At 29.1% G+C, this 24,793-nt stretch carries 12 protein-coding genes; 8 read left to right on the forward strand and 4 right to left on the reverse strand.

All coding sequences use genetic code 11. The features are described from left to right. Positions 1 to 9: 9 nt before the first annotated feature. The 3 genes from MKD41_RS12445 to MKD41_RS12455 form a co-directional block, all read right to left on the reverse strand. On the reverse strand, positions 10 to 9,225 hold the full coding sequence (locus MKD41_RS12445; protein WP_240242614.1) for a gliding motility-associated C-terminal domain-containing protein: 9,216 nt from the start codon (positions 9,223 to 9,225) through the stop codon (positions 10 to 12). A gap of 236 nt (positions 9,226 to 9,461) precedes the next feature. Continuing rightward, positions 9,462 to 10,151: a LytR/AlgR family response regulator transcription factor gene (locus MKD41_RS12450; RefSeq protein ID WP_240242615.1), complete on the reverse strand. Its 690-nt coding sequence runs from the start codon at positions 10,149 to 10,151 to the stop codon at positions 9,462 to 9,464. Positions 10,152 to 10,331: 180 nt separating this feature from the next. Then, entirely contained in the window at positions 10,332 to 12,110 is a 1,779-nt protein-coding gene (locus tag MKD41_RS12455) for a histidine kinase dimerization/phosphoacceptor domain -containing protein (protein ID WP_240242616.1), read from the reverse strand. 382 nt (positions 12,111 to 12,492) lie between these two features. Between MKD41_RS12455 and MKD41_RS12460 the strand changes: the two genes are divergently transcribed. Then, entirely contained in the window at positions 12,493 to 15,087 is a 2,595-nt protein-coding gene (locus tag MKD41_RS12460) for an AsmA-like C-terminal region-containing protein (RefSeq protein WP_371824267.1), read from the forward strand. Between the two features lie 145 nt (positions 15,088 to 15,232). Here the strand turns inward: MKD41_RS12460 and MKD41_RS12465 are convergent, their stop codons facing one another. Next, positions 15,233 to 16,222, reverse strand: a complete 990-nt coding sequence (locus tag MKD41_RS12465) for an aspartate-semialdehyde dehydrogenase (RefSeq protein ID WP_240242618.1) — start codon at positions 16,220 to 16,222, stop codon at positions 15,233 to 15,235. A gap of 177 nt (positions 16,223 to 16,399) precedes the next feature. On the opposite strand from MKD41_RS12465, the gene MKD41_RS12470 reads away from it, so the two are divergent. From MKD41_RS12470 to MKD41_RS12500, 7 genes are all read left to right on the forward strand, one after another. Beyond that, entirely contained in the window at positions 16,400 to 17,746 is a 1,347-nt protein-coding gene (locus tag MKD41_RS12470; protein ID WP_240242619.1) for a Kelch repeat-containing protein, read from the forward strand. Positions 17,747 to 17,870: 124 nt separating this feature from the next. Further along, entirely contained in the window at positions 17,871 to 18,902 is a 1,032-nt protein-coding gene (gene trhO / locus MKD41_RS12475; RefSeq protein WP_240242620.1) for an oxygen-dependent tRNA uridine(34) hydroxylase TrhO, read from the forward strand. A 2-nt stretch (positions 18,903 to 18,904) separates the two neighbouring features. Next, a complete protein-coding gene (locus MKD41_RS12480; RefSeq protein WP_240242621.1) occupies positions 18,905 to 20,149 on the forward strand; it encodes a peptidase U32 family protein in 1,245 nt (414 codons plus the stop codon). A gap of 71 nt (positions 20,150 to 20,220) precedes the next feature. Next, positions 20,221 to 20,451, forward strand: coding sequence for a ferredoxin (locus MKD41_RS12485; protein WP_240242622.1), 231 nt, complete (start codon positions 20,221 to 20,223; stop codon positions 20,449 to 20,451). A gap of 111 nt (positions 20,452 to 20,562) precedes the next feature. Beyond that, positions 20,563 to 22,020 (forward strand): regulatory iron-sulfur-containing complex subunit RicT, encoded by a 1,458-nt coding sequence (gene ricT, locus MKD41_RS12490; protein WP_240242623.1) that lies wholly within the window; start codon positions 20,563 to 20,565, stop codon positions 22,018 to 22,020. Continuing rightward, on the forward strand, positions 21,995 to 22,498 hold the full coding sequence (locus tag MKD41_RS12495; RefSeq protein ID WP_240242624.1) for a gliding motility lipoprotein GldH: 504 nt from the start codon (positions 21,995 to 21,997) through the stop codon (positions 22,496 to 22,498). The genes ricT and MKD41_RS12495 overlap by 26 nt, the downstream gene beginning before the upstream one ends. After that, complete coding sequence (locus MKD41_RS12500; RefSeq protein ID WP_240242625.1) at positions 22,498 to 24,786, forward strand: penicillin-binding protein 1A; 2,289 nt, start codon at positions 22,498 to 22,500, stop codon at positions 24,784 to 24,786. Before MKD41_RS12495 ends, MKD41_RS12500 begins: the two co-directional genes overlap by 1 nt. The last annotated feature ends 7 nt before the right edge of the window (positions 24,787 to 24,793 follow it).

The following is a 24,793-nucleotide window of genomic DNA, read 5'->3' on the forward strand; positions in this document are numbered from 1 at the left end:
CTATTTTTCTTAATAATTGATATAAACCCATCCTTTAACAACTTTACTTCCGCCATTAATACTAAGTACATAAAAGTACGGAGCAGCAGGGAGTCTTCTTTCCTCTTTATTTCCAATACCATCCCAATAATTTTGATAATTATTAGATTCGTATACAATATTTCCATAGCGGTTGTAGATTTGTATACTATTATTTGGGTAATTATGAAGTCCTTCTATAATAAACTCATCATTTACGCCATCTCCGTTTGGTGAAAATCCTTTTGCAATTTTTAAATCGCTCTGATCACAAACATCTCCAATACCATTTTGGTCTAAATCTGCTTGATCACTATTAGCTGTAGTTGGACAATTATCAATATTATTATCTACACCATCACCGTCTATATCAGTATCACATATATCTGCAATAGTATCATTATCTATATCGCTAGAAGTAAAGGTTACTAGTGCAATTTCTGAAGCTGTATTGCCATAATTATCTGTAACGGTTAGTGTTACAGCATGTTCTATTAGTGTTGGACAACTGAATGTTGTTTGATCTAAACTCATAGCAGCAATTCCACACGCATCAAAACTACCATTATCAATATCAGATGTAGTAATATTTGCATTTCCATTACTATCTAATTCAACCGATATGTTTTTTGTAATTACAATTGGAGGTGTTGTATCTACAATGGTTACTACGGTTGTACAGGTAGCTTTATTACCACTAGCATCTGTAACCGTTAATGTTACGGTGTTTTCTCCAATATTTGAACAATCAAAAGATTCTTTGTCAATATTTATTGAAGTAATACCACAGTTATCCGTGCTTCCATTATTTATTTGACTCGCTATGATTGTTGCATTTCCTGTTTCATCTAAAGCAAGTGTAAAAGGCGCTATGCAATTTGCAACTGGTGCAACTGTTTCGCTTACAGTTACAATTGCAGTTTTAGAATTAGAGTTTCCGTGAATATCAGTTACTGTTAATGTTACCGTATTTTCTCCAGCAGAAGTACAATCAAATTCAGTTTTATTTAATGTTATTGAAGCAATTTCACAATTATCTGAAGAACCATTATTAATATCAGCAACTACAATACTTGAAGTTCCATTTCCATTGAGTTCTACTTCTATATTTTGTGTAATTACAGTTGGTGCTAGGGTATCTTCTACAGTTACAATTGCTGTTGTAGTTGAACTATTTCCACTAGCATCTGTAACCGTTAATGTTACGGTGTTTTCTCCAATATTAGAACAATTAAAAGTTGTTTTGTCTAGGGTTAAGTTTATAGTACCGCAATTAGCAGTTGATCCATTATCTATTTGATTTGCAGTTATGTTTGCAACACCCGATGCATTTAACTGTGCTGTTATATTTTGTGCTATTGCTGTTGGTCCAGTTTTATCAACTACTGTTACAATTGCAGTTTCTGAATTAGAATTTCCGTGAATATCAGTTACAGTTAGTGTTACCGTATTCTCTCCAGCAGAAGTACAATCAAATTCAGTTTTATCTAATGTTATTGAAGCGATTTCACAATTATCTGAAGAACCATTATCAATATCAGCAGCTACTATACTTGACGTTCCATTTTCATCGAGTTCTACTTCAATATTTTGTGTAATTACAGTTGGCGCTAGAGTATCTTCTACAGTTACAATTGCTGTTGCAGTTGAACTATTTCCACTAGTATCTGTAACCGTTAATGTTACGGTGTTTTCTCCAATATTAGAACAATTAAAAGTTGTTGTGTCTACTGTTAAATTCGCAGCACCGCAATTAGCTGTAGAACCATTATCTATTTGATTAGCGGTTATAATTGCAACACCAGATACATCTAACTGCGCTGTTATATTTTGAGCTACTGCTGTTGGTCCAGTTTTATCAACTACTGTTACAATTGCAGTTTCTGAATTAGAATTTCCGTGAATATCAGTTACAGTTAATGTTACCGTATTCTCTCCAGCAGAAGTACAATCAAATTCAGTTTTGTCTAATGTTATTGAGGCAATTTCACAATTATCTGAAGAACCATTATCAATATCAGCAGTTACTATACTTGAAGTTCCATTTCCATTGAGTTCTATTTCAATATTTTGCGTAATTACAGTTGGTGCAATGTTATCTTCCACAGTTATAATTGCAGTTGCAGTAGCACTATTTCCACTAGTGTCCGTTACTGTTAGCGTTACTGTATTTTCTCCAATATTTGAACAATTGAAAGTTGTTTTATCTAGTGTTAAACTTACAGCATTACAACTAAGATTAGATCCATTATCTACTTGGCTTGCTGTTATACTAACAACACCCGAGGCATCTAATTGTATTGTGCTATCTTTAGTTGAAGCAGTTAGTTCAGTATTAACTATAGTTGTAAGATTAATACTAGTTGTAGCTGTTCTTTCACAAGAATCTGTTGCGGTTAATATAATTTCTGTGTCTTTTTCTCCACTTATTATTGTTCCTGCAGCTGGACTTTGAGTTATAGTTGCTGTTCCACAATCTGCTGTTGAAGTTGCTAATGCCGTATAATCTGGAAGTTGATATTGACAATTAGCATCTAATTCTTCGGTGTATGTTCTTAAATCAGTATCAATTGTTGGTTCGTTTATACTTTCAACAGTAAAGGTTTGTATACATTCTTCACTATTACCTCCTTCATCACTAATAGTATAAGTTCTGGTTATTATTAGAGGATCTCCTAAACACCCAGAGTTGTTAGATGAAATTGTTTCTACAGAAATAGTTGCAGCTCCAACAGAATTTGTTACTATTGGTAAACTTTCATCTTCGGAAGGTAGCTCTGCTTTACAAGTTAATTGGGTATTTTCTATGTTTGAGCAATCTACAATAAGTTCTCCACAGTTTTCACTATAACTCGCTGTTGCGTCTTTGTACCAATAGGTTCCAATATTATTTACATTAGCTACTTGTATACAGGTTAAATTAGGATTGCCTATTGCCTCAAACTCATATAGATTTGTATTATTTGATAAATCTAAACTTGTTAAGTTATTTTCACGAATATTTAAATTAAATAGAGCAATATTTTTACTTAAATCTATACTCGTTAAATTATTGTTTTGAATATTTAAATAAAATAAAGCCGTATTTTTAGTTAAATCTATACTTGATAAGTTATTTTCATAAACATATAAAGTAGTTAAAGCCGTATTTTTAGTTAGATCTATACTTGAAAAGCTATTTCTATCAATATTTAAATCAGTTAAAGCCGTATTATTAGTAATATTTAAACTGGCTAAATTGTTTTCACTAACGTCTAGATCAATTAAGTCAATTGCATTGGTAATGTCTATGCTAGTCAAATTATTTTCACTAGCAGCAACTTTAATTAAATTAGTATTCTTGCTAAGGTCTAAACTTGTTAAGTTATTATTATCACATTGCAACTTTGTTAAAGCAATAAAATCTTCAATCCCTGTTAGGTCTGCTATATTTTCACCCCTTACATCTAAATCAGTTAGGCCATTAATATTATTGGTTGGTACATAATCATCTAAAACATCATCGTAGCCTAGGTTTATTAAAGCTTGTTCAAAATTATCATCTGGTACATAAGTAAGTGCAACTGTAGCACTACAATCTTCGCTATACGTTGCTATTGCATCTTTCTCCCAATAAGGTCCAATATTATTTACATTAGCTACTTGTATACAGGTTAAATTAGGATTGTCTGTGGCATCAAACTCATCTAGATTTAGATTGTTTGATATATCTAAACTTGTTAAGTTATTTTCACGAATATTTAATTCAGTTAGAGCAATATTTTTACTTACATCTATACTCGTTAAATTACTGTTATGAATATTTAAAAAATCTAAAGCCGTATTTTTAGTTAAATCTATACTTGATAAGTTATTTTCATAAACATATAAAGTAGTTAAAGCAGTATTTTTAGTTAGATCTATACTTGATAAGCTATTTCTATCAATATTTAAATCAGTTAAAGCAGTATTATTAGTAATATTTAAACTGGCTAAATTGTTTTCACTAACGTCTAGATCAATTAAATCAATTGCATTGGTAATGTCTATGTTAGTCAAATTATTTTCACTAGCAGCAACTTTAATTAAATTAGTATTATTACTAAGGTCTAAATTTGTTAAACTATTTTCACGAATATGTAAATCAGTTAAAGCGGTATTTTTACTAAGATCTATACTTGTTAATTTATTATTAATTATACTTAAATAATTTAAAGCGGTATTTTTACTAAGATCTATACTTGATAATTCATTATTTCTGATAGATAAAAAAGTTAACTCCGTATTTTTACTAAGGTCTATAGATGTTAAGTTATTGTTGTAGATACTCAACTTAATTAAACCCGTATTTTTACTAAAATCGATACTTGTTAAATTACTATCCGTACAAGTCAACTCTGTTAAAGCTGTAAAATCTTCTATTCCTGTTAAATCTGAAATGCCTTTATTAAAGAGTAGTAATTTAGTAACTCCACTAATATTATCAGTAAGTACATAATCATCTAAAACATCATCGTAGCCTTGGTCTATTAATGCTTGTTCAAAATTATTATCTGGTACATAAGTAAGTGCAACAGTAGCACTACAATCTTCGCTATACGTTGCTGTTGCGTCTTTTTCCCAATTGGTTCCAATATTTGCAACGTTATCTACTTGTATACAGGTTAGAGATGGGATGTTTGTGGCATCAAACCCATCTAAATTTGTAATTTTACTAAGATCTATATTTGTTAAACTATTATGATGAATAATCAAAAATTTTAAAGCAGTATTCTCACTAAGATCTAAATTTGTTAAACTATTATGATGAATATTCAACTCTGTTAAAGCAGTATTCTTACTAAGGTCTATATTTGTTAAGCTATTCTCACTAAGATCTAATAAAGTTAAATCTGTATTCTTACTAAGATCTATACTTGTTAAGCTATTCCCGTAACAAGAAAGATAAGTTAAAGCGGTGTTTTTAGTTACATCTAATGTTGATAGACCGCTGTTTTCACCTACATTTAAAGTAGTTAAGGCTGTGTTTTTTGTTACATCTAAACTACTTAATTCATTTAGATAAAGACTTAAAAAAGTCAAGGCTGTATTATTGCTTACATCTAAACTAGTTAAGTTATTTTTATAAACAGCTAAACTAGTCAAAGCTGTGTTATTGCTTACATCTAAACTAGTTAAGTTATTTTCAAAAACAGATAATCTAGTCAAAGCTGTGTTATTGCTTATATCTAAACTAGTTAAGTTATTCCCGTAACAAGAAAGATTAGTTAAAGCGGTATTTTTAGTTACATCTAAACTTGTTAAATCATTAAAACCTATATCTAATACAGTTAAAGCAATAAAATCTTCAATACCTGTTAGGTCTGCAATATTTTTATTACTTACATCTAAATCCGTTATGCCACTAATATTATCAGTAAGTACATAATCATCTAAAACATCATCGTAGCCTTGGTCTATTAATGCTTGTTCAAAATTATCATCTGGTACATAAGTAAGTGCAACAGTAGCACTACAATCTTCGCTATACGTTGCTGTTGCGTCTTTGTACCAAGAAGAACCAATATTTGAAACGTTATCTACTTGTATACAGGTTAAATTAGTATTGTCTGTGACATCAAACTTATCTAAATTTGTATTATTTGATATATCTAAACTTGTTAAGTTATTATTAAATAGATCTAACCTAGTTAAATCTGTATTCATACTCAGGTCTACACTTGTTAAATTATTCCCACTAACATCTAAAAAAGTTAAGGCTGTGTTTTTAGTTACATCTAGAGTTGTTAAGTTATTACTCTCAACTTCTAATTCAATTAAACTTGTATTTGCAGATATATCTATGCTTGTTAAACTATTAACACCTAGATTTAATTCAGTTAAATTTGTATTTGCAGAAATATTTACGCTCGTTAAATTATTAGTACCTAAACTTAATTTAGTTAAAGCTGTATTATTACTTAGATCTAAACTTGTTAAACTATTAGAACTACAATATAATTCAATTAAACTTGTATTTGCAGATACATCTAAGCTGGTTAAGTTATTAGAACTACAGTTTAACTTGGTTAAAGCAACATTGTTACTTAGGCCTAAACTGGTGAGATTATTTTCATAACAAACTAAATAGTTTAAAGCTGTATTATTAGAAACATCTATGTTTGTTAGGTTGTTTCTATCAACATATAAAGTTTCTAAAGCAATAAAGTCTTCTATACCTGTTAAATCTGAGATGTTTTTATCACGAACTAATAAAGAGGTTAACCCGCTTATGTTTGCTGTTAGAACATAATCATCTAAAACATCATCGTATTCTAAATCTATTAAAGCTTGTTCAAAATTATCATCTGGTACATAAGTAAGTGCAACAGTAGCACTACAATCCTCGCTATACGTTGCTGTTGCGTCTTTGTTCCAATTGGTTCCAATATTTGCAACATTATCAACTTGTATACAGGTTAAGTTAGCATTGTCTATGGCATCAAACCAAATTAAATTTGTAATTGTAGATACATCTAAACTAGTTAAGCTAGTTTCAGAAATACTTAAAACAGTTAAAGCTGTGTTATTGCTTACATCTAAACTACTTAATTCATTTTTAGAAACACTTAAAGAAGTCAATGCTGTATTATTGCTTACATCTAAACTAGTTAAGTTATTATCAGAAACAGATAAATTAATCAAAGCTGCGTTATTGCTTACATTTAAACTAGTTAAGTTATTATCAAAAACATTTAAATCAGTCAAAGCTATGTTATTGCTTATGTCTAAACTAGTTAAGTTATTCATGTAACAAGCAAGATCATTTAAAGCCGTATTTTTAGTTACATCTAATGTTGATAGACTGTTTTCAGAACATCGTAATTCAGTTAAAGCCGTATTTTTAGTTACATTTAGAATTGTTAAGTTATTAATCTCAACATTTAAATGAATTAAAGCTGTGTTTTTAGTTACATCTAAGCTTGTTAAAACATTATTACTTATATATAATTCAGTTAAAGCAGTAAAATCTTCTATTCCTGTTAGGTCTGCTATATTTTCACCACTTACATTTAAAGTAGTTAACCCACTTATATTTGCGGTAAGAACAGCTCCATCTATAACATCATCAATCTCTAAATCTATTAAAGCTTGTTCAAAATTAGCATCTGGTATGGCAGTTGTTCCACAATCTTCGCTATACGTTGCTGTTGCATCTTTTAATGTAGACCAATTGTTGTTTGCAAAGGTTGCATTATCTACTTTAATACAACTTAAGTTTGGATTGCTTGTAAAAGAAACATAAAAACCATTAGTATCTTGATTGAAATTTGAATTATTCCCGTTAGCAACATTCAAACTTGTTAAATTATTAGAACTACAATATAATTCAATTAAACTTGTATTTGCAGATACATCTAAGCTAGTTAAGTTATTAGAATTACAGTTTAACTTCGTTAAAGCAACATTGTTACTTAGATCTAAACTGGTGAGACTATTTTCATAACAAACCAAATAATCTAAAGCTGTATTATTAGAAACATCTAAACTTGTTAGGTTATTTCTATCAACATATAAAGTTTCTAGAGCAATAAAGTCTTCTATACCGGTTAAGTCGGAGATATTTTTATTACGAACAAATAAAGAGGTTATTCCACTAATATTTGCGGTAAGAACAGCTCCATCTATAACATCATCAATCTCTAAATCTATTAAAGCTTGTTCAAAATTAGCATCTGGTATGGCGGTTGTAGCATTGCAATCTTCGCTATAACTTACTGTTGTATCAAACATCCAACCATAGGGAATATCATTAACATCATCAACCGAAATACAAGTTAAATTTGGGTTCGACGTTGCAGAAATTAAAGATATATTTGTGTTTCGTAGATCTAAGGTTGTTAAGTTATTTTGGAAGCAACTTAAATTAGTTAAAGCAGTATTATTAGATACATCTAAACTTGTTAAGTTGTTCTTAAAACACTCTAATCTTGTTAGAGCAGTATTTTGAGATACATCTAAACTTGTTAAATTATTTTGAGGGATATATAAAAGCTCTAAAGCAATATTTTTAGTTACATCTAAACTTGCTAAGTTGCTAAAATTAATTGATAACTGAGTTAAAGCAGTATTTTTAGATACATCTAAACCATTTATTAAATTGTTAACGGATATATTTAGAATGTCTAAATTTGTATTTCCCTCAAGATTTAAGGCTGTTAAATCATTATAACTACAATTTAAATCAATTAAAGCACTATTTTGAGTTACATCTAAACTTGTTAAATCATTATAACTACAATCTAATTCAGTTAGAGCTGTATTGTTACTTAGATCTAAGCTAGTTAAGTTATTATTTGAAACTGATAAACTAGTTAAAGATACAAAGTCTTCTATACCCGTTAAGTCTGAGATTTCTTTATCTTCAATACTTAAGGTAGCTATCCCACTGATATTGTCAGTTGGCACAGTTCCATCTGGACTTCCTGAATCAAAGCCTTTAGTTATTAATGCTTGTTCAAAATTAACATCTAGTATTACTGTTGTATCGCAGTTTTCGCTATAACGTGCTGTTGCATCTTTTAAACTAGACCAATTGTTATTTGCAAAGGCTGTATTATCTACTTTAATACAAGTTAAGTCTGTGGTGCCTTTGAAATTTAAAACTGAAGTATCAAAATTTGAATTGTTTCCATTTGCTACATTTAACTGTGTTAAACCTTCATTATTAAGAAGGTATAGTTTTGTTAATACTGTATTGCTAGAAACATCTAAACTTGTTAAATCTTCATTACTACCAGCATATAATGTTTCTAGTTGGGTGTTGTTAGACACATCTAAACTAGTTAATTTGTTATTACCACAACTTAAATAAGTTAAAGCTGTATTTTTAGAAAGATCTATACTTGTTAAATAATTATCACTAAAACTTAAAGAGGTTAAAGCTGTATTTTTAGATATATCTAGTTCTTCTAAATAATTACGGTTAAGAATTAAAGAAGTTATATTTATAAAAGCTTCTATACCTGTTAAATCATCAATATATAGACTATTTACATCTATCTCTCCAGTATAGTTTGAAGCCTCTGTACAAGATATTTCGTTGTTATTATCTAAATCTATAGTGTGATTGTTTAATAATGCGTTTTTAAAGTCTGCATTGGGTATGTTTACATTGCCCGTGCATTGTGCATTTGCTTTAAAAGTAAATAGCGTTAGCGTTAATAAAAATAGTAGTTTTGTTTTCATAAGTAAGTAGATTTTTTTAACTGTTATATTCTAAATGGTAAAACATATAGGTTAATAGCAGCATAAATGTACTTGCTCACATTAGTATTAAAGATTGTTTTTAGTAAATGCAATCATTTTTTTAGTGAATGAATTTTGAGATATACGTTGTAGCAGAATTAACAACATAAATACTTACTAAAAAAGCAGTTAAAGTAACTGACTGAATAGTTTAAAATAAATAGTATGTAGAAATACTAGGTGTTTTTTATTTTATCCATTACTATATTTTTTTGAGAATTACTTAATGGAATAGGTTCTGTTTTTAAAAAAAGTTTATTGTTCTCCACACCATCAATATGACTAATATTTACCCAATAAGAACGATGCGTTTGTATAAATAAGGTCTCGTTTAATTTTTCAGACATATACTTTAATGTGTGTGGAACAAGGTAAGATCTGGTAGTAGTATAAATATAACAATAATTGTCAAAAGCTTTTAAGTATAATATGCTACTTTGGTTAATTTTATAGGTACGCCCTTCTGATTTAATAATTAAAAAGCCTGCATTTTCTACCTCGTAAGTGTGCCAAGCTAATTCAATATTACTACGTAAACTATGCTCAGTAAAAGGTTTTACAACATAGCCTAAAGGTTGGGTATTTTTAACACGTTGTATAGTTTCTGGATCTGTTTGTGAGGTAAGGTATAAATAAGGAATTTGTTGCTTGTCTAGTTCCTGAGCTAAATCAACACCATCTTTACTACCATCTAATTGAATATCTACAAGAATTAAATCTGGTTGTAATATTGCAATATCTTTTAGTGCGGTTATAACATCTTCGGCATCACCTACCACATTGTAACCTTGCTTTAATAAGGCGGCTTTAATAGTAGCAGCAATTAAAGGTTCATCTTCAACAATATATATATTTAAATATCTCAAAAAGTTCTTATTAATTTTTATGAAATGTACTCTAAAAAATTATTTTTAATTTAAAAATTAAGTGAATGTAGTTGTTTTTTTAGTGAAAAAAAAAACAGCTGTTAATCTCTCTTTAGTATAAATCTCATATTTCTTTTTTTGAATAATTTACCTAATTTTTAAACTTATTATTCTAATGCCTTATAAAATATTAAATTTTTTGATATTTAGAGTTGCCTCTGTACCAATACCTACTTTAGAGTTATACTGCAATGTTGCTTTTAGTTTTTTAGACAAGGCTTTCATTAATGTAATACCAAACGACGAGCTTTTAATTTCACCTTCAAATCCTTTTCCGTTATCTTTAACCGTTAACAACAATTTGTTATTATCTTCAGTAAAACTTACAATTATTTTACTTCCCTTTTTTTCTTCTTTAAACGCATGTTTTAAACAGTTTATAATCAGCTCGTTTAATATTAATCCAATAGGAGTAATAGTTTCAATATCTAAAACTAAAGATACTATATTTAATTCGTACTTAATTTTTTCTTCTTTAAAGTGGTGACTGTCAATAATATCTTTTACTAAATCGGTAATATATTCTTTGGTATCAATACCAACTAATTCATCTTTATTATATAATTTTTGATGTACCAAAACCATAGATCTTACTCGGTTTTCGGCTTCTTTAATTGCTATTTTAGCTTCTTTATCTTCACTGTTTTCAGATTGAAGGTAGAGTAATGACGAAACAATTTGAAAACTGTTTTTTACACGATGATGCACTTCTTTTAATAAAGTGTTCTTTTCGTTTAAAGCGGCTTCTAACAATTTCTTTTGTTTGGCTAGAGTAGCGTTTTTCTGAATATTTTTTTTCACTGTAAAACCAAGAATACTTGCAATTAGCAAACCTGAAATTGCCATAATAAAGTATAGTTGCTTTTGCTGTTCTTTTTTTTCAGATTCTACTTTTAATAAATGTAATTGAGCATCTTTTTGTTCGGTTTCGTACTTTGTCTCTAATTCATATACTGTTTCATCTCGTTGTTTTTCTTTAATTTCTTCAAAAGCAGTTATATATTCATCTCTATATTTAATGGCTTCTTTATAATTTTCTGTAGATTTATAATAATCTGCCAAGGTTCTTAATAATAAACTTCTTTCTCTTAAACGTACAGCATTTACAGAAGCAACTTTTGCTCTTCTTAAAATAGGTTTCATACCAGTAGTATCTTTAGTAAGAGCTTTTAATTGAAGTAAAAAATGAAGATTTATTTCCGAATTAAAATTATCTGGATGCTGTTCTGTAGCTTTAAGTAAATAAGGCAAAGCTTTATCATATTTTTCTTGTTTTACATATAAGTTACCTAAATTGCAATAGGTAGAATAATCAAGGTCTTGTCGTATATTTATCTTAAACGCTAAACTTTCCTCCATAAAATCAATAGCAGTATCAAAATTTTCTAATGAAGAATTAACACTTCCAAGATTTATTAAACACATTTTAATAAGAATAGAGTCATTAGATTCTGTTGCTAAATTATGTGCAATGGTAAAATACTTTAATGCTTTTACATAACTATCTGATTGATGAAACATAACACCTAATGTATGATAGATTGAAGATGCATATTCTAAATTATTAGTTTCGCAAACCTCAATACCTTTAAAATATAATTGACTTGCTAAGGTATAATCAGATTTTACAATTTCGTAATACATTCCCTCAGTTTCAAAAGTAATTGCTTCACCAATGGCGTAGTTTTTTTGTTTAGAAAGCGCCATTGCTTTTTCAATAAAAATTAAAGCACTATCATTCCCTTTCATAATATAATCCCAAGCGAAATCAATATATTCTTGTACTTCTACTTTTACGCTTTTAATACTATCGTTTGTTACTTTTAATTCGTCCTTTTCAACAGAATTATTAGAAAACATAAATACAGGTAAAAGAAGTAATAGGTATAATTGCTTCATAAAGGGGAAATATTAAAACGTAATTTTTTACTAAAATAATAAAGTTCACAACTAAAACACCATAAAATTGCGACTTAATTCATTTAAAATTAAATATTATGCAATAAAAAATATATTTAACCGTATTTTTAATAAATAAACATCTTAAGTTTATAAATTAAAACTTCTTATGCTTAATTTCTATTATTAATAATTAAACAAAGTGCAATTTTTATGAATGTTTGTATCTAAAAATAAATTTCATATTAATTGAATCTTAAATTTAACGTATATTTAATAGTATTTTATGGCAATTTTACTATTATTTAAATACTGTACTAAACCTAATTATATAGGCGTTATTACTAAGTTTAAAGCATTTTAAAAATTAAAAAAAATTATGATGAAAAAAATTGTTAAAGGATTGGGAATATTTATTTTGGTTATTATTATAGCCTTAATTGCTACTCCTTTTATATTTAAAGACAAAATAAAAACAATTGTTTTAAAAACAATTAATGAGAATGTTGATGCAACTGTTGCTTTTAATGAAGTTGATTTAAGTTTGCTTAAAAATTTTCCAAAGGCAAGTATTACTATAGATAATTTAAACATTGTAAATAAAGCTCCTTTTGAAAATGACACCTTATTTAATGCCGATAACTTTATTCTTAAAATGAGTATTAAAGAACTTTTTAAAGGAAATGAAGATCCAATTAGCATTGAAAGTTTTAGCAGCGAAAATGCCAAAGTTGCAATTATTTTTAATAAAGATGGTGTTGCTAATTACGATATTGCTTTAAAAAACGATACTGAAAATAACACTTCAGAAAATTCAAGTTTTGAAGTTAATTTTCAAAATTATACAATTAAAAATTTACAGTTTATTTATTTAGATGAAAGTACCAATACAAAAGTAATTTTAGATAGTATTTACCACGAAGGTAGTGGTGATTTTAAAAATCAATTGCTAGATTTAGATACTAAAACAACTGCAAATTTATCTTTTGAAATGGATAATAAATCCTATTTAAAAAATATAGCATTATCTCTTGATGCAGTTTTAGGCTTAGATTTAGAAAATTCCATCTATACGTTTAAAGAAAATAAAGCACTTATAAATCAGCTTCCTTTAGAGTTCGATGGCTTTATTAAACTAATGGATGCAGGGCAACAATACAACTTGTCATTTAAAACGGCTACCTCATCATTTAAAAACTTTTTAGGTTTGGTTCCAGAAACTTATTCTGGAAACTTAAATCAGGTAAAAACCACTGGAGATTTTATGGTAAATGGAACAGTGAATGGAAATTTAACCGAAACTACTATTCCAAAATTTGATGTAGAAATTACGTCAAACAATGCATCATTTCAATATCCAGATTTACCAAAATCTGTTAAAAACATACTTATAAATACACGTATTATTAACCAAACCGGAATTGTAAAAGACACCTATGTAAACTTAGATAAATTATCTTTTACAATAGATGAAGATGTATTTAATGCAAAGGCTACAATTAAAAATATTACCGAAAATGCACTTGTAAATGCCGAACTTAAAGGAGTTGTTAATTTGGCTAATATTACAAAAGCATATCCTGTAAAATTAGAAAAACCATTATCTGGAATTTTAAAAGCGAATGCAATAACAAGTTTTGATATGAATTCTGTAGAAAAAAGTCAATACCAAAATATTAAAAATTCTGGTAGCATTAGTTTAACAGACTTTAATTATGAAGGTCCAGAAATGGCTAAACTATTTAAAATAAATCAGGCAGAAATCGTTTTTAACCCAACTCAAATTAATTTAAAACAATTTAATGCCGAAACAGGAAGTTCAGACCTTAAAGTTACTGGAGTTTTGGATAATTTTTATGGATTTTTATTTAAAGATCAAGTATTAAAAGGAAACTTCAATTTAAATTCTAACAAATTTGTAGTGTCCGATTTTATGACAACTACTGCAGCAGATACCACAACTGTAGCAACTTCAGAAGCATTAAAAATACCTTCTTTTTTAGATTGTAGTTTAACAGCAAAAGCAACAACAGTAGTTTATGATAATTTAAATTTAAAGGGCGTTTCAGGAAATTTAACTATTAAAGATGAAAGCGTATTGTTAAATAATTTAAATATGAGTGCTTTTGGAGGGAAAATTAGTTTAAATGGTAAAGTTTCAACTAAAGAAGCCACTCCTAAATTTGAAATGGACTTAGGTTTAGATGCCGTAAATATTGCCGAATCTTTTACGCAATTAGATATGTTAAAATCTATTGCTCCAATTGCAAATACTATTCTTGGAAAATTAAATTCTACCATAAAATTATCGGGAAATTTAACAAATGAAATGACTCCAGATCTTAAAACGTTATCTGGAGATTTATTAGGTCAATTATTAAATCCAGAACTTAAAACGTCTAATTCTAAATTGCTTTCAGCTTTAAGTTCTAATGTGAATTTTATAGATCTTGAAAAATTAAATTTAGATAATTTAAAAATGGCTTTATCTTTTGAAAATGGTCAGGTTCAACTAAAACCATTTACAATAAAACATCAAGATATTACTGCTGAAATTGGTGGAACCCATGGTTTTGATCAAAGTATGAATTACACATTAAAATTTGATGTTCCAGCAAAATATTTAGGAACTGAAGCAACTAATTTATTAGCTAAATTAACACCTTCAGATGCCTCAAAAATAGAAAGTATTCCAGTAAATGCTAATTTAACAGGAAGTTTTTTAAATCCAAAAGTTTCAACAGATTTAAAGCAAGCAACTACTAATCTTGCTTCGCAATTAATAGAAATGCAAAAAGGTGAATTAATAAATAAAGGTACCGACGCATTAACAAATGTCTTAAATAATGTAAAGTCTAAAGACACAGTAAATAAAACCACAACTGATACAATTAAAACCTCAACAAAAGAAACAGATAAATCAAAAGACAGTATTGTAAAAAATGCCTTGAAAAATTTATTTAAAAGGAAAGAATAAATATTGTAAACCTAATAGGTTTCAAACACTACTGTCATTGTTGTGAAAACAGAAATCACAGGCTTTGTTAGTGCATAATTTATTTAAATAAAAAGGTCGTATAAAATTAATTTATACGACCTTTTTATATGTTTTATACAACTTTTTAAACTAAACCATTTGCAATTAAATATTCAGCAATTTGAATAGTATTAGTAGCAGCACCTTTACGTAAATTGTCTGCAACAACCCACATATTTAAAGTGTTTGGTAAAGATTCATCTCTTCTAATTCTACCAACAAAAACTTCATCTTTATTATGCGCATAAATTGGCATTGGGTAGGTATTTGTATCTAAATTATCTTGTACAATAACCCCTGGTGTTTCAGCTAATAGTTTACGAACATCTGACAAGTCAAAATCGTTTTCAAATTGTATGTTTACAGCTTCAGAATGTCCACCTGCAGTTGGAATACGAACCGCTGTGGCAGTTACAGAAAAAGAATCGTCACCTAAAATTTTCTTAGGTTCTTTAACTAATTTCATTTCCTCTTTAGTGTATCCGTTTTCTAAAAAAACATCGCATTGTGGAATTGCATTTCTGTTAATTGGATAATGGTAAGCCATTTCTCCTTTAATTCCTTTTGTTTCATTTTCTAATTGTTCAACAGCTTTTACACCTGTACCAGAAACCGATTGATAGGTTGAAACAACCAAACGCTTCATTTTATATTTTGAGTGTAAAGGCGCTAAAGCCATTACTAATTGTATAGTTGAACAGTTTGGATTTGCAATAATTTTATCTTCTTTAGTTAAAACATCTCCATTAATTTCAGGAACAACTAATTTTTTTGTTGGATCCATTCTCCAAGCAGAAGAATTATCTACAACTGTAGTACCAACTTCAGCAAATTTTGGCGCCCATAACTCAGAAGTGGTTCCACCTGCAGAAAATAAAGCAATATCTGGCTTTGCATCAACAGCATCTTGTAACCCAATAATTGTATAGTTTTTTCCCTTATACTCTAATTGTTTACCAACAGAACGTTCTGAGGCAACTAATAATAATTCTGTAATTGGAAAATTACGTTCCGCTAAAACTTGTAACATTACGTTTCCTACCATTCCCGTGGCACCTACAACAGCTACTTTCATTTATTTTATATTTTAATTTTTAATACTCCTGCAAATTTTATAAAAAAACGTGACAATCTCTCCTAATTATTTGAAAATTAACAAATAAATATTTTTTTGTTAAAAACCTTTAATTTTATAACTTAAAATTATTGTAATATGGGTACAATTGTTGATACAACTAACAAAATTTTTATAATGAAAAAAATACTACTTACAACCTTCTTTCTATTTTCAACTTTTTTATCCTTTTCACAATATATTGAAGGTAAAGTCGTAGATGCACAAACCAATAAACCTATTGAAGGTGTTAATGTTTTCTTTGATGCAATAAATAGAGGAGCAGTAACAAATGAAAAAGGAGTGTATTACTTAAAATTTCCATATGAAATAGTTAAAAGTGGTACCATACGGTTTTCTCATATTACTTATAAAGAAGTTGAAATTCCTTATACACAAGAAAAAAAAGAGTATTCGGTAAGTCTTTTAATTGATTTGCAAAAGTTAGAAGAAGTTAACTTATCTTATCGTAGAAATTTAAAAAAAACAATTTCTTATAAGACACTTTCTTCAATGAAAAATGCGGTGCATTCTTTTGGTTCTTTGTTAAAAGATGGGAAAATATATGTTGTTGGTGGCGATGCTTCTTTTGAGCACAACCAATTCAAAAAAGTAATGGAATATGATCCAGATAGACTTTTTGAAAAATTAACGAACGGTACCATTAGAAATTATAAAGTAGATAAATATAAAGGCGATTTACAAACTTATGATTTAAAAAAAGATGTTTGGACAAGATCAAAATCTAAATTTAGAAAAAGAGCCTATCATAATTTAAATCTTTATACCAATAAAATAGTTGTATTAGGTGGTAAAAATATTTCTGCCAATGGGAAATTTGAATATTTAGATGACAAAATAGAAATATTTAATATAGAAAAAGATACTATAATTATTGACCATACAAACCCGCATCAAGCAATAAATTTTGCATCCTTTACCTATAAAGATAAAATGATTTTAATGGGAGGATCTATTAAACTAAAAAACAATGGATTAAAAGAGTATTCTAACAAAGTACATTTGTATGATTTTAAAACCGGAAATTGGTACAAAATTGGAAATATGCCAATCCCTAAAGAAGTTAAAGGTGTTTTAGTAGAAAATAAAATTTACTTAATAGGTGGTTCTAATAAGCGTACTTTAACATCTATTGAAGTATTTGATCTTAAAACTCAAAAATGGACAAAAGAAGGAAATTTATTTTACGGCATTAATAAACCAGCATTAACCTATCATAATAATATTATTTACATTTTTAATAATGGAAAAATAAATACTTACAATACTATTACCAAAGAACTTAATGAATATTTAATTGAATTATCTTTAGAAGCTTCAGAGCTATTTTATGCAAATAATAAATTATATATACTTGGTGGTTTTAAAGAAAACAATTTCTCTTTACGCCCTTCAAACGGACTGTATAGTATAGATGTTAATGAGTTTAATACTACAAGAGTTAACAAATCTAAAACACTTTAAATTGTTTTAATTTATTTGAAACAGATATAAATACCAATAGTTATTATAAAAAACGTAATTTTGCAAAAAAATCAAAAAGAATAATTTTTTATTCAAATATATTGTTTAACTAAATAAGTATAGCATGCAACTGTACAATAAGTTAAGCGCTGAAGAACGTGCCCAATTAATTGATAAGGCAGGGAAAGACCGTTTAACCATTTCATTCTATCAATATTACAAGATAGAAAACCCAGAAATATTAAGAAACCATTTATTTATTGAATGGGATAAATTGGAGGTATTAGGTAGAACCTATGTTTCAAATGAAGGAATTAATGCGCAAATTTCTGTTCCATCAGAAAATTTAGAAGCTCTTAAACAACAATTAGATAGTATTTCATTTCTTAAAGATTGCCGTTTAAACATCGCTATTGAGCAAGATAATAAATCGTTTTTAAAACTAAAAGTCAAGGTTAGAACAAAAATTGTAGCCGATGGTTTAAATGATAAAACTTTTGATGTTACCAATAAAGGAATTCATTTAAATGCCGAAGAATTCAATAAAAAATTACAAGATCCCAACACCATTTGTGTTGACATGCGCAATCATTACGAAAGTGAAATTGGTCATTTTGAAGGAGCTGTAACACCTGATGTTGATACGTTTAGAGATTCTTTAGATATTATTGAAGCCGATTTAAAAGAGCATAAAGAAGATAAAAACTTGTTAATGTATTGTACCGGAGGAATTCGATGCGAAAAAGCCAGTGCGTATTACAAACACAAAGGTTTTAAAAATGTTTTTCAACTAGAAGGAGGTATTATAGAATACACACGTCAAGTAAAAGATAAAGGTCTAGAAAATAAATTTATTGGTAAAAATTTCGTTTTCGACCATAGAAGGTCTGAACGAATTACCGAAGATGTTATTGCAAATTGTCACCAATGTGGCGAACCTTGTGATACGCATGTAAACTGTGCAAATGAAGCCTGTCATTTACTATTTATTCAATGCGAAAAATGTGCAGAAAAAATGGATACTTGTTGTTCAACGGAGTGTCAAGAAATTAATAAATTACCAACTGAAGTTCAAAAAGAATTGCGAAAAGGAGTTCCTAATAGCAATAAAATTTTTAAAAAAGGACGTTCAGAAGTATTAAAATATAAAAAATAAAAATGCAGAAAATTGAATTAATGGCTCCGGCCGGAAACTTTGAATCTTTACAAGCTGCTTTAGATAACGGTGCAGATTCTGTATATTTTGGTGTTGAACAACTAAATATGCGAGCAAGAGCTACTATTAACTTTACATTAGACGATTTACAAGAAATTTCAGATAGGTGTAAGACTAAAAATGTTAGAACTTATCTTACACTAAATACCATAATTTACGATCACGATTTAACCATTGTAAAAACCTTAATTCAAAAAGCAAAAGAAGCAGATATTACCGCTGTAATTGCTATGGATCAGGCGGTTATTGCTACTGCTAGAGAACTTGAAATGGAAGTTCATATTTCAACTCAAATAAATATTACAAATTTTGAAACTGCTAAATTTTACGCCATGTTTGCCGATACTATGGTGTTGAGTAGAGAATTGAGTTTACGTCAGGTTAAAAAAATTACCGAACAAATAGAAAAAGAAAATGTTTGCGGACCTTCTGGTAGATTAGTAGAAATAGAAATATTTGGTCACGGTGCTTTATGTATGGCAGTTTCTGGAAAATGTTATATGAGTTTACATAACCACAATTCTTCAGCAAACAGAGGTGCTTGCAAACAAAATTGCAGAAAAAAATATACAGTTATAGATCAGGAAACTGGTGTTGAAATGGAGTTGGATAATGAGTATATTATGTCTCCAAAAGATTTATGTACCATCGATTTTTTAAATGAAATTGTAGATGCTGGCGTAAAAGTGTTAAAAATTGAAGGAAGAGGAAGAGCGCCAGAATATGTAGCAAAAGTAATTAAGTGTTACCGCGATGCTATTGATAGCATTGAAGCTGGAACGTACACTAAAGAAAAAGTAATTTCTTGGATGAAAGAACTAGAAAAAGTGTACAATCGTGGTTTTTGGAGTGGTTATTATTTAGGGCAACAATTAGGAGAGTGGAGTAAAGGTTCTGGAAGTCATGCAACCCAAAAGAAAGTATATTTAGGAAAGGGAATGCATTATTTTCCAAAAGCAAATATTGGTGAGTTTAAAATTGAAGCATATGATATTACCGTTGGTGATACCATTTTAATAACCGGACCAACAACCGGAGCTAAAGAAATGCAAGTGAAAGAAATGTTTGTAAACGATAAAAAAGGTGAAAAAGGAAGTAAAGGAGACTCTGTTACAATGCCTTTAGAGTTTAGAATTCGTCCTTCAGATAAATTGTATAAAATTGTTGAAAATAAAGTAGAAGCGTAAATAATCTAGAGTTGGAAAGTCTAAAGTATAAAGTTCTATGGAAACCAACAACTAAAAACTAACCACCAAAAATGGTCATAATCACCTTACAAAGAGCCAAATGTATTGGTTGTAATTATTGTGTAGAATTAGCTCCTGCTCAGTTTCAAATGTCTAAAAAAGACGGAAAATCTGTGTTGCTTCATTCCAAAGAAAAAAAAGGATTTTTCACCATAAAATCACCAGATGATACTATTTTTAACGATAGTATAAAGGCAAAAGAAGCCTGTCCGGTAAAAATTATTGATGTAAAACAAACTTAAAAACCATTTTTTAACGTTTTACAGTTAGCATTTTTAATTTATCTTTACAAATTAGTGAAGATTGTAGAATTGGAATTCAATTTTACTTAACTTATAAATACAAAAGAATATATGAGCTGTAATAGTTGCTCTTCAGATATAAATAGTGTTCCGAAAGGATGTAAAAGTAATGGAAGTTGTAGTACTGGAGGCTGTGAAAAACTTTCGGTTTTCGACTGGCTATCTAATATGGCACTTCCTTCTGGTCAAGAAGCATTTAATATTGTAGAAGTACGATTTAAAAATGGACGTAAACATTTTTATAGAAATCAAGATAAATTACAAATTTCAATTGGAGATATAATTGCAGTTGAAGGGAATCCTGGACACGATATTGGTACAGTTTCTTTAAGTGGAGAACTTGTAAAAGTTCAAATGAAAAAGAAAGGAGTATCTATAGATAGTGAAGATATTAAAAAAATATACCGTAAAGCTACCCAAAAAGATATTGATATTTGGCAAGCAGCACGTGCAAAAGAATACGATACTCAATACAAAGGTCGTGAAATTCTAGGCAGATTAGGATTAAAAATGAAGCTGTCAGATGTTGAATATCAAGGAGATGGAAACAAAGCCACCTTTTATTATACTGCAGATGAACGTGTAGATTTTAGACAGTTAATTAGAGATTTAGCGAGTGCATTTAACATTCGTATTGAAATGAAACAAGTTGGTTTACGTCAAGAAGCAGCACGTTTAGGTGGTGTAGGATCTTGTGGTAGAGAATTATGTTGTTCTACCTGGTTAACCGATTTGCGTAAAGTAAATACAACCGCTGCACGTTACCAACAACTTTCTTTAAATCCGCAAAAATTAGCAGGTCAATGTGGAAAATTAAAATGTTGTTTAAATTACGAATTAGATACGTATTTAGATGCTTTAAAAGATTTTCCAAAACAAGATACTATTTTAAGAACTGAAAAAGGAAATGCAAGTTTTGTAAAAATGGATATTTTTAAAGGCTTGCTTTGGTATACTTATATTGAAAATAGAAGTAAATGGTTTAAATTAACCTTAGAACAGGTTAATGAAATTATTACTTTAAATAAAAATCAAGAAAAAGCTACGTCTTTAGAAGATTATGAAGATGATTTAATTGAAGAGATAAAAACAGATTTTGAAAATGTTGTTGGGCAAGATAGTTTAACGCGTTTTGATACTCCTAAAAGAACTAAAAAACGTAGAAATAAAGGAAGAAAAAAACAAAACCCTAAAAATAAAGTTCAAAATCAAAAGGGGCAAAGGCAAAATCCAGGTCAAAAACCTAAGGAAGTTGGTACTCAAAACCCAAATCAAAAGCCAAAGCCTAACCAGAAACAAAATCCAAATCAGAAGCCAAAGCCTAGGCCAAACCCAAATCAAAAGCCAAAAGCTGCTAGAGCTCAAAAACCAAAGCCTAATCAGCAAAAGAAAACTGTAAATACAGCTGAAAATAATGCTAATAAAACAAATCAGCAAAGAAATAAACCTAATAGAAATAAAAAAAGAAGACCTCCTAGAAAAAGTGCAAACAATACTAACAAAGAATAACTGCGTAATTACACTATTATGTACACTATTTTTAGTGTCGTGTACTGGTGCAATAGATTATAGCAATTATAAATCTATTGATAAGCATCAATGGTTTTCAGAAAATGAAATAACGTTTATTGTAAATAATACAGATACTATTTCAAAAAAAAATGTGTTTATAAATATTAGAAATAACAAAGATTATGAGTTTAGTTCGTTGTTTTTAATTGCAAAAATTGAATTTCCAAGCGGATTTCAAGTTATAGATACCTTAGAATATGAAATGACAGATATTGAAGGAAATTGGTTGGGTTCTGGATTTACCGAGTTAAAAGAAAATAAACTTTTTTATAAAGAAAATGTATTGTTTTCAGAAAAAGGAGACTATAAATTTAATATTAAACATGCCACTAGAAGCATAAAAGACATTGATGGACAACTTCCATTAAATGGAATTACAGATGTAGGTTTAAGTATAGAAAAAGTAATTGAATAATGACAAAAAAAGAAACTGTTAACACTGATTTTTCAAAATATATTAAATGGTTTTGGATAACCATAATAGGTGGTACTGCTATGGTAGTATTGCTATTTTTATTTGCTTCTTGGGGGTTTTATGGAACGCTTCCAACTTTTGAAGAATTAGAAAACCCAGAGCATAATTTAGCAACCGAAGTTATTTCTATAGATGGAAAAACCTTAGGTAAATATTATAAAGAAAACAGAACTCCTGTTAAATATAAAGACTTGCCACAAAGTTTACTAAAAGCATTAGTTGCTACTGAAGACGAACGTTTTTACGAGCATTCTGGTGTAGATTTTAAAGCAACAGCACGTGCTGTTGCAAAACTTGGTAAAGATGGTGGAGGTAGTACTATAACACAGCAATTTGCAAAAATATTATTGCATGGTGAAGGTTCTAAAAATATAATTCAAAGGGTGCTTCAAAAATTTCAAGAATATGTTATTGCTGTTCGTTTAGAGCGTCAATACACAAAACAAGAAATTTTAACAATGTACTTAAATAAATACGATTTTATAAATCAAGCTGTAGGTATTCGATCTGCATCACGTATTTATTTTGGTAAAGAACCAATAGATTTAACTATATCTGAATCTGCAATGTTAGTTGGAATGCTTAAAAATTCGTCTTATTACAATCCGTTAAGAAGAGAAGAGTTAGTGCTAAATCGTAGAAATGTGGTTTTAAGTCAGATGTATAGAAACAATTTTATTTCAGAAAAATTAAAAGATTCTTTACAACAAAAAGGCCTAGGTTTAAACGTAAATAGAGAAAGCCACAGCGATGGAAATGCTACTTATTTTAGAGAGTATTTACGCGATTTTATGAAAACTTGGATTAAAAACAATCCAAAACCAGATGGCACAGATTACAATTTGCATAGAGATGGTTTAAAAATATATGTAACATTAGATTCTCGAATGCAACAACATGCTGAAGATGCTATGGCAGAACATATGTCTAATTTACAACGCGTGTTTGATAAAGAACAAAAACGAAATAAAACAGCTCCGTTTTACGACATCGATAAAACACAAATTGCATCAACTATAAATGAGGCAATGAAACGTTCTGATCGTTGGAGAAAAATGAAAAACAATGGAGCTTCAGAAAAAGAAATAAAAGCATCTTTTGATAAAAAAACTGAGATGAAAGTATTTTCTTGGAAAGGAGATATTGATACTATTATGTCGCCAAAAGATTCCATTTTATATTACAAACAGTTTTTAAGAGCAGGTTTACTGTCTGTAGAACCGCAGTCTGGACATGTTAAAGCTTGGGTTGGTGGTGTTAATTACAAACACTTTCAATTTGATGCTGTAAAACAACAAAAACGTCAGGTTGGCTCAACATTTAAGCCATTTGTATATGCAACTGCAATCAATCAATTAAACCTATCTCCTTGTACAAAATTTCCAAATACATTGTACACCATTCCAAAAGAAAAATATGGAATGCCTTTAGATTGGACACCTGAAAATGCGGGTGATGAATATGGTGGAGAATTAACTTTAAAAGAGGCCTTAGCAGGTTCTGTAAATGTGGTTACTGCTCAATTAATTGATATGGTACATCCCAAAAATGTAGCAAGTTTAGCACATAGAGCAGGTATTACTTCAGAGATACCAGAAGTGCCTTCAATAGCTTTAGGATCGGTAGATTTATCATTGTACGAAATGGTTGGTGCATATGCTACTTTTGCAAATAAAGGTTTGCGCGTAGAGCCAATGATGATTTTAAAAATTGAAGACAAAAATGGGACTACTTTAGAGCAATTTACACCTAATTCTAAAGAGGTTTTAAGTGAAGAGTCTGCATATGTAATTATCAATTTATTAGAAGGGGTAACACAATCGGGTTCAGGAATTCGTTTACGTAGTAAATGGGGAAAATACCCACAAGATGTTGCCACAGGTTATCCGTACCAATTTACAAATCCAATTGCAGGTAAAACAGGAACAACTCAAAATCAATCAGATGGATGGTTTATGGGAATTGTACCAAATTTAGCAACAGGTGTTTGGGTTGGAGGCGAAGATAGAGCAACCCACTTTGCTGGTATTACATTTGGTCAAGGTGCAACTATGGCATTACCAATTTGGGCATTGTATTATAAAAAATTATATGCAGATCCAAAATTAAATGTAAGCATGGAAGCTTTTGATAAACCTGAAAATTTAAGTATTGAACTTGATTGCTCAAAATCTGAAGATGCAGAGCAAAACGAAGCTGATTCTATAGATGAAGATCCAGAATTTTAAGTTTAAT

The organism is Lutibacter sp. A64 (assembly GCF_022429565.1).
Lineage (GTDB): Bacteria > Bacteroidota > Bacteroidia > Flavobacteriales > Flavobacteriaceae > Lutibacter.